Source organism: Actinokineospora xionganensis (assembly GCF_014323725.1).
Taxonomy (GTDB): domain Bacteria; phylum Actinomycetota; class Actinomycetes; order Mycobacteriales; family Pseudonocardiaceae; genus Actinokineospora; species Actinokineospora xionganensis.
This window is the reverse complement of record NZ_JABVED010000002.1, coordinates 383370-395470: the sequence shown is the minus strand read 5'-3', so window position 1 is coordinate 395470 and position 12101 is coordinate 383370. Positions and strand designations below refer to the sequence as shown.

The following is a 12101-nucleotide window of genomic DNA, read 5'->3' as shown; positions in this document are numbered from 1 at the left end:
GCTAGCTCGGGATGAGCAATTCGTCGAGGACACCGTTCTTGACGTCGGCCACGAGGTCGGTGAGCTGCCCGACGCTCATCTGGATGCGCTGGCCGAAGTCGTCGGTGATGACCACCCGCTTCTCGTCGGGTGCGTCCGGATCGATCCACAGCTCCGGGCAGCCACAGCTGCACTGGCCGCAGAACGTGGCGACATGCCGCATGTTGTGATCACTGGTCATACAACGACGGTCCCAGAGCCGGGCGGGCAGAACCAGAGAGCAACCAGGCGATTGCCCTGCGCGCAAGAAGGACGTTTGGTGACTCACCGTCGCCATGACGACGCGGCAGGTTAAATCCAGCCGTGGTGGCCTGCCCGATGGGGGTCGACTAGGTTCATTTCGACAAGTGCCGGCGTCACAGCCAGGTAACCGCCGGGGGAAAGCGGGCGTGGTGGGCGGGTTCGTGTTGTTGACTGTTCTCCCGTGGACGTATCCGTGGTGACCGCCGAGGCCAGGCAGGCTTCCCCGTTGCGCCGAGTGACGCACTCGGCGACGACGACCCCTGGCAGGCTGAGCCTCATCGCGGTCGGCCTGCTCCTGTTGACCGTGCTCACCGGCATCTTCGCGGCCGTGACTCTGCAGACGAAGCAGTCGACCCTCGACGAGCTCACCGACCACCGCGAGCCCCTGACCGCCGCCGCGCAGCAGATCTACCGGTCGCTGTCCGACGCCGACGCCACCGCGGCCAGTGCGTTCCTCTCCGGCGGTGTCGAGCCCGCCGCCCTGCGGTCACGCTACGAGTTCGACATCGCCCAGGCGGGCGCCGCCCTCGGCAAGGCGTCCTCGGACGTGGCGGGCGACTCCCTGGCCGAGCAGCAGGTCAACACGCTCTCGCAGCAGCTGCCCGTCTACACGGGACTGATCGAGACCGCGCGCGCGAACAACCGCCAGGGTTTCCCGGCAGGTGCGGCGTACCTGCGCGAGGCGTCGGGGCTGATGCGATCGAAGATCCTGCCCGCCGCCGAGCAGCTCTACGGGATCGACTACGAACGGCTCAAGGCGGGCCAGGCCGAGGCCAGGTCGTTCCCGTGGACGACACTCGTGCTCACCGTCGCCCTGCTCGCCGCGCTCGTCATGACCCAGCGCTACCTGACCCGCAAGACCAACCGGCTGCTCAACGTCGGCCTGTTCGGCTCGACACTCGCCATCGCCCTGGCCCTGGTGTGGGGCTCGGCGGCGCTGATCATCGGCGCGACCCAGGTCGCCGACGGCGAACGCAACGGCTCGCAGCAGGTGGACGTACTTGTGCAGGCCAGGATCAACTCGCTGAAGTGCCGCGCCGACGAGACCCTGACCCTGGTCGCCCGCGGCGACGGGCCCGGATACGAGAAGGAATGGCAGGAACTCTCGGTCACCTTCAGCGGTGGCGACCGGGGCAACCTGCTGCGCCAGGCCAGGGAACTGGCTTCCAGCCCGGCGATCGCGGGCGAGGTCGACCAGGCCCTCGCGAACGCCGACACGTGGATCGCGGCCCACAAGAAGATCCGTGAGCTCGACGACGGCGGTCAGTACGAGGAGGCCGTCGCCATGGCCATCGGCGCCGCGCCGGACAGCTCGGCCGTGGCGTTCGGCAAGCTCGACAAGAACCTGATCACGGCCCTCAACGCGGGCCGCGAGGAGTTCTTCACCCAGACCAAACACGCCAGTGCGGCGTTGACCGGCCTGGTCCCGGGCGTCGTCGTGCTGGCGATCATCGCCGCCGCCGGGATCCTGCTCGGCATCCGGGAACGACTGCGGGAGTACCGATGAGGCGTGCCACAGCGGCACTTGTAGCGGCGCTGGCGATGCTGGCGGTGTTGTCTACGGGTTGCTCGGCGGCGGGCAAGCCGGTCGACCTGGCCGTCGTCCAGTCCGCCCAGCGGCCCGAGCCGGTCGGCGTGGTCGTGAACCCGCCCACGACGACCGGTGCGACCACCCAGGTCCCGCCGTGCGATCCCACGGCCAGCCTGCGCCCCGGCGCGATGCCCGGGCCCGGCGCGATGCCGGAGGGGTCCACGATGAAGAAGATCCAGGACCGCGGCAGGCTCATCGCCGGGGTCGACCAGAACACCTTCCTGTTCGGGTTCCGCAATCCGACCACGAACCAGCTTGAGGGCTTCGACATCGACCGGGTCCGCGAGATCGCGGCGGCGATCTTCGGCGATCCCAACAAGGTCCAGTTCAAGGTCATCACTTCGGCGGGCCGAATCCCCGCGCTGCAGAAGGGCGAGGTCGACATCGTCGTCCGCACGATGACGGCGACCTGCGCCCGCTGGGTCGACATCAACTTCTCCGCGATCTACTACGTGGCGGGCCAGCGCCTGCTGGTGGACCGCGGCTCCGAGATCAGCGGGGTCGACCAGCTTCGCGGCCAGCGCGTCTGCGCGGCCAAGGGGTCCACGTCGCTCAACAAGCTGCGCGACTCCCCTGCCCCGCCGGAGGTCGTCGCGGTGGACAACTGGACGGACTGCCTGCTGATGCTGCAGCAGGGACAGGTCGCGGGGGTGTCGACGGACGACACGATCCTGGCGGGCATGGTCGCGCAGGACCCGAACGTGAAGATGGTCGGACCGCGGTTCACCGAGGAGCCCTACGGCATCGGCATCCCCAAAGCGAACGAGGACATGGTCCGGTTCGTCAACGGCGTGCTGGAGAAGTCGATCGCGAGCGGCTCGTGGACGGCCAGCTATGGGCGCTGGCTCACCCAGGCGGGCGAACAGGCCGCGCCCCCGACGGTCAAGTACCGGGACTGAGGCCGAGATGACACAGTGGACACCCCCCGGCGACGAGCCCCGCGAGGAGCCCGAGCCGCGCCCGGAGAAACTCCAGTGGCAGATCCAGCGCGACGCCGACCCGAAGCGTTCCGGCTCGGCGCCGCTGACCGCCAAGGGCAGGCAGACCCCGGCGGACTCACCCGGCAGGCCGCAGGCGACCACCGGTTCCGCGGACCACGGCCCCGCGGGTGCGCCAGGCCAGCACACCGCCGCGGACCCAGCCGACTCGCGCGCCGGGCACGACGAGTCGCAGGCGGGTCAGACCGAGTCGCCGTCGGGTGGGCCTGCCTCGACCGAGCCGCCGATCGGCGCGCAGTATTCCCAGGATTCGCGTGGCCAGTCGGGTGCTGCGCAGTCTTCGTTGGCTGGGCAGGCTTCTTCGGATTCGCGCGGGCCGGGCTCGCCGTCCACGACGGGCTCAACCGAGCCGCCGTTCGCCGGGCAGGGGCCGCGCACGCACGGGCAGCCGCACCCGTCCCCACAGCCGCGACCCGGCACCCAGGGGCAGCAACCGTTTGCCGGGCAAGGACATCAGCCTCGACCGCAGCAGGGCGGGCATCCCGGGCAGGGCGGCGCGGGCAGGCCGTTCGGCGGCCCCGGCCAACCCCAGTCCCGACCACCCGCGCCCGGGACCCAGGGACAGCCGCATCCGCAGTCCTCGGGGCAGCCGCCGCACCCCTCGGCCACCCAGGGGCAGCCGGGGTGGCAGCAGCCGCACCCGTCGGCCACCCAGGGCAGGCCCTACCCGCAGAGCCAGCCCATGCACCCTGGTCAAGGGCAGCAGCCGGGCCATCGGGGCCCCCAGCAGGGTTGGTCCGCGCAACCGGCCAACCATTCCCCCGGCGCTCCGGGATCGACCGCCCAGCAGCCCTTCGGTGCACCCGGCCAGCCGCCGCATGCCCAGCAGGGACAGCCGGGCACCCCGCCGCAGGGTCTGCCGTCACTCGGTTCGCCGGGCTCGCAGGGGCCTGCGCAGCAGGGGCAGAGCGCCGTGCCGCAGGGTGTGCACGGTTCAGCGGGATCGCAAGGGCAGCAGGGCACACCGCCCCAAGGCATCCAGTCGCCAAACAGCCAGGGTCGGCAGCAGACGGGTGCCCCCAGCACCCAAGGCCAGCCGCCGCCCGCTCAGCACGGCCGCCGCCCGCGGCCCCGCCCGCAGCCTGGCCACCACGACCCACGCGGCACCGGCCAGCCGGACGCCCCCGCGGAACCCGCACGCCCGGGCGAACCGCCTCGCGGCGCCGGTCGGCGGCAGCCCGAGACGTTCCCCGGCGCCCCCTGGCAGCAGGAGCTGCCCCCGGTCGCCCCGCGTCAGCCCGGGGTCCTCCCCGACACCGCCCTGAGCGACGGCGACCCGCAGCCCACCAGCGTGCTCGGCATGCACACGCTCACCCAGAGCATCGTGCCGCCCAAGCCGCCGGAGGAACCCCAGCAGACACCCCACCCGCTCGCGCAGCGGACCGAGTCCGGGCCGATCACCACCGGGTCCAGTTCGTTCCCCGGCACCAGCAGGCGCACCGCGTCGCGGGCCAGTGGGCGGGGCAGGCTCGGCGCCGGCCTGGTCGACGTTCCCGTGGTGCCGGTCAAGGACCCGGCGAGCGCGGTCCTCGACGACCCGTCGGTCTCGGAGAACAAGCGGTTCTGCAACAACTGCGGCGCCGAGGTCGGCCGTGGCACCGACGGTCAGCCCGGTCCGGCCGAGGGCGAGTGCCACAAGTGCGGCCAGACCTTCAACTTCCGCCCCCGGCTGTTCCGCGGCGACCTTGTCGGCGGCCAGTACGAGGTGCTCGGCAGCATCGCCTACGGCGGCCTCGGCTGGATCTACCTGGCCAAGGACCACAACGTCAGCGACCGCTGGGTGGTCCTCAAGGGCATGATCGACACCGGCGACGCGACCTCGATGGCCTCGGCCGTGGCCGAGCGGCGGTTCCTCGCCGAGGTCGAGCACCCGAATGTCGTCAAGATCTACAACTTCGTCCAGCACCCGGACCCCAACACCGGCAACCTGGTCGGTTACATCGTCATGGAGTACGTCGGCGGCCAGTCGCTGCGCCAGCTCGCGCTTGAGCACCACCGCGAGGCGGGCCGGGCGGAGCCGCTGCCGATCGGGCAGGTGATCGCCTACGGGCTGGAGATCCTGCCCGCCATCGGCTACCTGCACAGCATCGACATGCTCTACTGCGACCTCAAGCCCGACAACGTGATCCAGCACGGCGAGCAGCTCAAGCTGATCGACCTCGGAGCCGTCCGCAAGACCGACGACTACGAGAGCCCGCTGTTCTTCACCTCCGGCTACGCCGCGCCCGAGCTGGCCACCGAGGGCGCCACGGTGGCCTCCGACATCTACACCGTCGGCCGTACCCTCGCCGTCCTGTCGATCGAGTTCGCCGGTTACACGAGCCGCTACAAGCACACCCTGCCCGGGCCGGACGCCGAGCCGCTGTTCGCGCTGTTCAGCAGCTACTACCGCGTCCTCAAACGGGCCACACACGCCGATCCCTTGCAGCGCTTCGCCTCCGCGGAGGAGATGGCCGACCAGCTGACCGGCGTGCTGCGCGAGGTCATGGCGCTGGGCACCGGCAGGCCGCGGCCCGGACTGTCCACTGTGTTCGGTGTGGAGACCAGGACGTTCGGCTCCGTCGTGTCCGAGGGCCCCGAGCCGCTGCCGCTGCCGAGCCCCGCAGACGTGGCCTCCGTCCTGCCACTTCCGCTGATAGACACCGATGACCCGGCCGCCGCCGTCCTCGCCAGCATCACCGCCACCGAGCCCGCGGAACTCGTCGCGGCGCTGACCGCCGCTCCGCAGGACTCCATCGAGGTGCGGCTGCGGCTGGTCAAAGCCCGCATGGAGCAAGGTGATCCGCGCGCGGCGTCTTCGGAGCTCGACGCGGCCCGCAGGCTCGTCGCGGACCCGGCCGACTGGCGCCCCCACTGGTACCGCGGCCTGATCGCCCTGGCCGGTGGACACCCGAAGGCCGCCCGCGAGTCCTTCGAGCACGTCTACGACGCGGTGCCCGGCGAGATCGCCCCGAAGCTCGCGCTGGCCGCCAGCGCGGAGCAGGAAGGCGACCACTTCTCCGCCGCCCGCTACTACGAACTGGTCTGGCGCACCGACCACTCCTACGTCAGCGCCGCCTTCGGCCTGGCCCGCGTGTACCTCGCGCAGAGCGCCCGCAACGGGGCGATCGAGGTCCTGCACTCGGTTCCGGACACCTCGAGCCACCACGTGTCCGCGCAGGTCGCCGCGATCAAGGTCAAGACTCGGCCGACCGGCCAGACCCCGGTCGCCGAGCCGGACATCCACGACGCGGCCACGCGGCTGGAACGCCTGGTCCTCGACGCGGAACGGCGGACGCGGCTGTCCGCCGACGTGTTGGAGGCCGCCTACAACTGGGTCAAGGCGGGCAAGCCGGGCGCACACCCGGCGACCCCGAACCGCCAGGTCCTCGGCTGCGACCTGGCGGAGCGCGAACTCCGCTTCGGCCTGGAACGCTGTTACCGGGCTTTGGCCCGGCTCGCGGGCACACCGGAACACAGGCACGCCCTGGTCGACAAGGCCAACGCCATCCGCCCGCGCACCTTCACCTGATCCGCGAGATTTCGACATCGTCGAATTTCGTCGACGCCGAACTGACAAATCAGCGCGGGTGCGACTTCAGTCGAAGTCGCACCCGCGCTGAATTTGATTCCGAACGGATTCATTCCGTGCTCGGAGCGGGAGCTATCGCGCGGATCGGCAAAACGCCGAGCTCACAGCGACTGATCATCAGCCGGTGAAGATGCCCGCGCCGTCGGCGTTGCTGCTGTCGCCCGCGCCAGCCGCGGCACCGTCACCGGAGCCGTGGCCGGTGCCGCTGCCCGCACCGTTGCCGGAGCCACCGGTGCAGTAGTTGTTGCCGGTCTGGTCGACGACCGACGTGGTGGTCGTCGAGTCGCCGTTGTGCCCGCCCAGCACGTTGATCTCGGGCAGGGCGACCGGCGGCTTGATGTCCTGAGCGGCGACCGGCACAGCGGCGCCGATTCCGTTCACGGCAACCGGGACCTGCGGCTTCGGCACAGCGATGCACTGGCCGACGTTGTTCAGCGAGCCGTTCGCGAGGCTGGTGTCGCCGACGTGGACGAGGCTGTTGTGGCCGTGCCCGTGCGAGAGGTGCGGGCCATCCGGGAAGTCGCCGGCGGGCTCGCCCGCCTGTGCCGAGGCCATGCCGGTGAGCATGAACAGGCCGCCCGCGACGCCAACGGCGACCGTGCCAATCTTCTTCAGCACTTCAATTGCTCCTTGATGTTGCGCGCACCGCGAGAACTCCGAATATCGCAATGGCGACGCGATGCGCTACTTAAACGTGATTCGACCCCGTGAGAGTCGATAACCGCCCGACGAGCCGAAACCATAGTGAGTTCGACGCGCGGTGGGCAAATGCGACACGGCCCGCGTGGCGCTCGAAACGTTGCCAGGCATTCGTTTGAATACGCACCGCGTTCTTCATTGGAGCGTCATGTCCCCCAATAGAATGAACCGTCACGTACGTGTGATCTGAGAAAACATTGTGATCGCACTATGTTTCGCCAGCGATCGGCTTCGGACATGCGGCTTTGGATCGACGAGACGGTGACGGTTGCGGCGTCACACAATCCGACATCGTGAGCAGCCCGTGTTACGACTCGCCCGTGTCGACGCGTCTCCCGATGGGGTGAACCTGCTCGCTCAGCGGATGATCGGGGCGCTCACGAGTTCCAGCACCGTGATGTCCGGCGCTGCGCCGACCCGGACCGGCGGGCCCCAGAAACCCGCTCCATTGGTCACATACAGCCAGGTGTCGTCCACTTTGGACAGACCCGACACGGCGGGCTGAGCCAGCCCGACGACGTGGTGGAACGGGTACAACTGCCCGCCGTGGGTGTGTCCCGACAGCTGCAGGTCCACCCCGGCCCGCGCCGCGTCGGTGACCTGGACCGGTTGGTGGGCCAGAAGGACAGCCGGTTTGGTCTCGTCCCGGCCACGCAGGGCACCCACCACGTCCGGGCCGTCGTCGAACGCCTTGCCCGTGAGGTCGGTGATGCCCGCGAGGTCGAACGTCTTGCCCGCCCGGGTGATCTGAGTGCGGGTGTTGCGGAGGTAGTGCAGACCGAGCCGTTCCAGCTCGGTGATCCACTGCTGGTGGCCGGAGTAGTACTCGTGGTTGCCGGTGACGAAGTACGTCCCCTCGCGCGAGACCAGGTCGCGCAGCGGCTCGGCCGCGTGGCCCAGTTCCGCCACCGTCCCGTCGGCCAGGTCGCCGACCATGGCCACCAGGTCCGGCTGGGTCTCGTTGATCATCCGGACCAGCCGCTCGGCGTGCGACCGGCCGAGGATCGGTCCCAGGTGGATGTCGCTGACCACGGCGATCCGGAAGCCCGCGAACGTCGGGTCGAGCCTGCGGATCGGCACCGTGAAGCGCTTGACCTCGGGGGCGCTCAGGGCCGAGACCATGCCCGCGCCGACTGTGGTCGGGGCCGCGACGGCAGCCACGACCGCCGCGCCGCGGGCCAGGAACAGCCTGCGGCTCTCGTCGGTGGCCGTGGCCTTCGGCCACCGGTTCGCCACGAAGCGCGGGATCTCCAGGACCATCAGGATGACGAACAGGTAGAACAGCACCGCGAACCACAGATACCCGGGCCAGACGATCCAGCGGGCGGCGTCGATCCCGATCCGGCGCGGCAGCACCAGGGCCGCGACCAGCAGCACGGCCAGGACCGCGAGCGCGACGGTGCCCGCCTTCCGGAACCGCGGGGTCCGGGCGATGTCGAGCACCAGCCGCTTCCACGCGTAGGCGTGGAGTACCGCGACGACCAGCAGCGCCAAGAGGAGGAAGACCACCCCGTCAGCCTACGGATTGATCTCGAAGGGACGGTGGCTGAGCAGGCTCGGGTCCTTCGCCACGGCGACCAGGTCTTCCTTGCGGCCGTGGGTGACGAAGTGGCTCAGGTCGACCAGCACGAACAGCGCCCGCGCCCGCACCGCGATCGGCCCGTCGGGGGCGTCGAGGCGACCGTCGGCGCTGACGTAGATCTTGCGGCCCGCGATGCCGTCGAGGTGGGCATCGATGAACAGCGTGGTGCCCACGGGGACCGGCCGCAGGAAGCTGGTCTCCAGCTTCGCGGTGACCGCGGGCGACCGCAGCAGGTTGCCGACCGTCGTGCCGAGCGCCTCGTCGAAGGCGCAGGCCAGCAGGCCACCGTGGGCCAGGCCCGGCGCGCCCTGGTGGGCCTCGGTGACGGTGAACTGGGACAGGATGGTGTGGCCCTCGCCGACCGTGGCCCGCAGGTGCAGGCCGTCCTCGGCTTGGTCGCCGCAGCCGAAGCAGTGGGCGTAGTGCGGCGGGAGGTCGGTGCCCGGGTCCGGGGCGTCCGCATGCCGCTGCGGCAGGTCGGTCTCCACGGGCGGCCACGGCTCAGGTGCACGGCTCATCCCCGGAGCGTAAGCGGCGAGTCCTCTGTGGTCTGGCACACGGTCAGGAGACCGGCTGCGGCGTCCGCGTGCTGCTGGTGATCCCGCGCAGCGACCGCCCGGCCGTCTCCGGCAGCAGGATGATCGGGACGACGGCGACCAGGGCCGCTCCCATCAGGTAGTACGCCGGGATCAGCTGGTCGCCGGTGGAGGTGACGAGCTTGGTGACGATGAACGGCGCCGTCCCGGCGAACAGGGCGGTGGACAGGTTGTAGCCGATCGCGAAGGCGCCGTACCGGACCTCGGTCGGGAACATCGCGGGCAGCACCGACGGGATCGTGGCCAGCAGGAAGGTCAGCAGCAGCCCGATGATCGCGAGCCCGATTGTCAGGCTGACCGTGCTGCCGGTGCCCATCAGCTTGAACGCGGGCACCGGCAGCACGATGAAGCCGAGACAGGCCGCGTACAGCAGCGGTTTGCGCCCGATGCGGTCGGACAGGGCGCCGATCGGGGTGATGACGACCATCATGCCCAGGATGACGCCCATGATCACGAACAGCGGCTCGTGGCCGTCCAGCTTGAGCGTGTTCGTCAGGTAGCTCTCCATGTACGTCAACATCACGTAGTCGGCGATGTTGAGTAGCACGATGTAGCCGATCAGGTGCAGGATCGCCTTCCACTGCGTGGTGATCACCGTGCGCAGCGGGGACTTCTCGACGTGGTGCTCGGCTTCGAGCTCACGGAACAGCGGCGTGTCCTCCAGCTTGAGCCGCAGGTAGAGCCCGACGAGGCCGAGCGGCCCGGCGATCAGGAACGGCAGCCGCCAGCCCCAGGCCAGCATCGTCTCGTCGCCCAGGCCCACGGTGCACGCCGTCACCACGGCCGCGCCGAGGAAGAACCCGGTCAGCGTCCCGAATTCCAGCCAGCTGCCGAGGAACCCGCGGCGCTTGTCCGGCGCGTACTCCGCGATGTACGTCGCCGCGCCGCCGTACTCGCCGCCCGCGGAGAATCCCTGGATCAGCCGGGCGAGGATCACCAGGATCGGCGCGACGATCCCGGCGGTCGTGTACGACGGGAACAGCCCGATCGCGAACGTCGAGCCCGACATCAGGATGATCGTGGTGGCCAGGACCTTCTGCCTGCCGATCTTGTCGCCGAGCGGGCCGAACACGAAGCCGCCGAAGGGTCGCGCGATGAACGCCACCGCGAGGACCGCGAACGTGCCGAGCACATTCTCCGTGGGTGTCGCGGCGTTGAAGAACACCGCGCCCAGCACCGCGGGCATGAACCCGAAGACGCCGAAGTCGTACCACTCGATGCAGTTGCCCATCGCCGACGCGGCGACCGCCCGGCGGATCAGGTGCTCGTCCTGCCCTTTCCCCGACATCGCCCGACCGTAACGCGGCACCCGAAAAGCCGCAGGGCAAGACAAAGCCACTAGTCCGCCTCCCCGAAATCTTGAGAGTTGGTCACCTGGCGTCTGATGGTGCGGTTTGGGGGCGGCCGTGGTCGGGTTTCCTTAGGCGGCGTCTGAATGCCGCAGGGGCACGACAAAAGCCACCGCCGAAGCGGTGAATGCTTCGGCGGTGGCCACCCTGGAGGAACGTTCTAGGCGACTTCGGCGGACAGTTTCTGCCACTTCTCCCAGGACAGGGCCCAGTCGTAGTAGTCGCCGTCCTGTGCGCCGAGTTGCTGGGTGCTGCCGGTGATCTCCACCGGGTCGCCCGGAAGAACCGTGTCGTAGTAGAGCTTCGCGTTGGCGGGGGCCAGGTTGATGCAGCCGTGCGAGACGTTCTGCTTGCCCTGGGCCCAGATCGAGGGTGCGTACCCGTGGATGAACTCGCCGTTGTTGGAGATGCGGACCGCCCACGGCACGACCACGTTCTCGTAGTTGTACTTCGGGTTCGTCATCCCGTACGACGCGTGCTTGCTCATCACCACGTGCGTGCCGCTCTTGGTGACCCGGCCCGGGTCGGACTCGAGGCCGAAGCTGGCGGGAAAGTCGTGCGTCTGCCCGGCTTCGGTCTTGACGACCATCCGGTGGGTCTGGGTGTTCCCCTCGACGACCTGGTACCGGCCGATGGTGAACGTCGACGTCACGTCGTTGCGGCCGTAGGCGCCGTTGCCGAAGGCGATGCCGTAGGTGTCGGCCTTCACGGTGACCTTCGTGCCGGGCTTCCAGTACTCCTTGGGACGCCAGTGCGCCGACCGGTCGCTGAGCCACGCCCAGGCGCCCTCCGTGTCGACCGAGGTCTCGACGGTCAGCGCCTTCTGCACGGCGGCCCGGTCTTTGACCGGCGCGTCGAACGTGACCGCGATGGGCATCGCGACGCCGTAGGTCTGGTTGTCGCCGGTGTTGAGGCTCGCCTTGATCTGGCTCTTCGGCTTGACCGTGGTGAAGGAACCGGAAAGGGGGACGTTCTTGCCGTCGGCGCCCAGCGCCGAGCCGGACCACGTGTAGGTCTTGGCGTAGCCGAGGTCCTCGCCGACCTTCCAGGACTTCTTGTCCGCGGCCAACTCTCCCTTGACCTGCTTGCCATCCGCGTTGGTGAGCGTGACCTTCTCGAGGGTGCCGTCGGCGACGTTGACCGTGATCGGTCCACCGGGTCCGACGTCCTTGGCGCCGGCGGCCGGGCTGACGGTGAGCTTCGCGGGCTCAGGCTGCTCGACCAAGCCGACGCCGCCGACGCCCGCCGTGCCCGCGCCGGTCGTGGTGCAGCCGGTCAGAGCGAGGACCGTGACCAGTCCGGCGCCTAACAGCGTGGCGGGGATCCACCGTCTCCCCGAGTGCCTTGTCCCGCCCATGTCGCTTTCCCTTCCCCCTGTGCCCTTGACACCCATTACGACGCTGTAGAGGGTCCCGAAGTTGGCTGGATAGGGG

Annotated in this window: 9 protein-coding genes; 3 read left to right on the top strand and 6 right to left on the bottom strand. The window is 69.7% G+C overall.

The window, feature by feature from the left end:
- Position 1: 1 nt before the first annotated feature.
- Positions 2-220 carry a hypothetical protein gene (locus GPZ80_RS05480; RefSeq protein ID WP_187218670.1) on the bottom strand — a complete coding sequence of 73 codons (219 nt, stop codon included), beginning with the start codon at positions 218-220 and terminating at the stop codon, positions 2-4.
- A 243-nt stretch (positions 221-463) separates the two neighbouring features.
- Here GPZ80_RS05480 and GPZ80_RS05475 point away from each other — a divergent pair, with 243 nt between their 5' ends.
- From GPZ80_RS05475 to GPZ80_RS05465, 3 genes are read left to right on the top strand one after another with little or no spacing between them, the layout of a single operon-like run.
- Positions 464-1789, top strand: a complete 1326-nt coding sequence (locus GPZ80_RS05475; RefSeq protein WP_312880129.1) for a GlnX family signal transduction membrane protein — start codon at positions 464-466, stop codon at positions 1787-1789.
- Entirely contained in the window at positions 1786-2772 is a 987-nt protein-coding gene (locus GPZ80_RS05470; protein ID WP_187218668.1) for a glutamate ABC transporter substrate-binding protein, read from the top strand. Before GPZ80_RS05475 ends, GPZ80_RS05470 begins: the two co-directional genes overlap by 4 nt.
- Positions 2773-2779: 7 nt before the next feature.
- Positions 2780-6382, top strand: a complete 3603-nt coding sequence (locus tag GPZ80_RS05465) for a tetratricopeptide repeat protein (protein ID WP_446678421.1) — start codon at positions 2780-2782, stop codon at positions 6380-6382.
- A 177-nt stretch (positions 6383-6559) separates the two neighbouring features.
- Here GPZ80_RS05465 and GPZ80_RS05460 read toward each other — a convergent pair whose 3' ends face one another.
- From GPZ80_RS05460 to GPZ80_RS05440, 5 genes are all read right to left on the bottom strand, one after another.
- Entirely contained in the window at positions 6560-7060 is a 501-nt protein-coding gene (locus tag GPZ80_RS05460; protein ID WP_187218666.1) for a hypothetical protein, read from the bottom strand.
- Between the two features lie 438 nt (positions 7061-7498).
- Positions 7499-8650 (bottom strand): metallophosphoesterase, encoded by a 1152-nt coding sequence (locus tag GPZ80_RS05455; RefSeq protein WP_187218665.1) that lies wholly within the window; start codon positions 8648-8650, stop codon positions 7499-7501.
- Between the two features lie 9 nt (positions 8651-8659).
- Positions 8660-9241, bottom strand: a complete 582-nt coding sequence (locus GPZ80_RS05450; RefSeq protein ID WP_187218663.1) for a PaaI family thioesterase — start codon at positions 9239-9241, stop codon at positions 8660-8662.
- A 43-nt stretch (positions 9242-9284) separates the two neighbouring features.
- Positions 9285-10607: an MFS transporter gene (locus GPZ80_RS05445; RefSeq protein ID WP_246476777.1), complete on the bottom strand. Its 1323-nt coding sequence runs from the start codon at positions 10605-10607 to the stop codon at positions 9285-9287.
- 221 nt (positions 10608-10828) lie between these two features.
- Positions 10829-12025 carry a L,D-transpeptidase gene (locus GPZ80_RS05440; protein ID WP_187218661.1) on the bottom strand — a complete coding sequence of 399 codons (1197 nt, stop codon included), beginning with the start codon at positions 12023-12025 and terminating at the stop codon, positions 10829-10831.
- Between the last annotated feature and the right edge of the window lie 76 nt (positions 12026-12101).

Bases quoted from the DNA above. Each gene is read 5' to 3' on its own strand.
- GPZ80_RS05480 (WP_187218670.1), bottom strand. From the start codon at position 220: ATGACCAGTGATCACAACATGCGGCATGTCGCCACGTTCTGCGGCCAG.
- GPZ80_RS05470 (WP_187218668.1), top strand. From the start codon at position 1,786: ATGAGGCGTGCCACAGCGGCACTTGTAGCGGCGCTGGCGATGCTGGCG.
- GPZ80_RS05465 (WP_446678421.1), top strand. From the start codon at position 2,780: ATGACACAGTGGACACCCCCCGGCGACGAGCCCCGCGAGGAGCCCGAG.
- GPZ80_RS05450 (WP_187218663.1), bottom strand. From the start codon at position 9,241: ATGAGCCGTGCACCTGAGCCGTGGCCGCCCGTGGAGACCGACCTGCCG.
- GPZ80_RS05445 (WP_246476777.1), bottom strand. From the start codon at position 10,607: ATGTCGGGGAAAGGGCAGGACGAGCACCTGATCCGCCGGGCGGTCGCC.
- GPZ80_RS05440 (WP_187218661.1), bottom strand. From the start codon at position 12,025: ATGGGCGGGACAAGGCACTCGGGGAGACGGTGGATCCCCGCCACGCTG.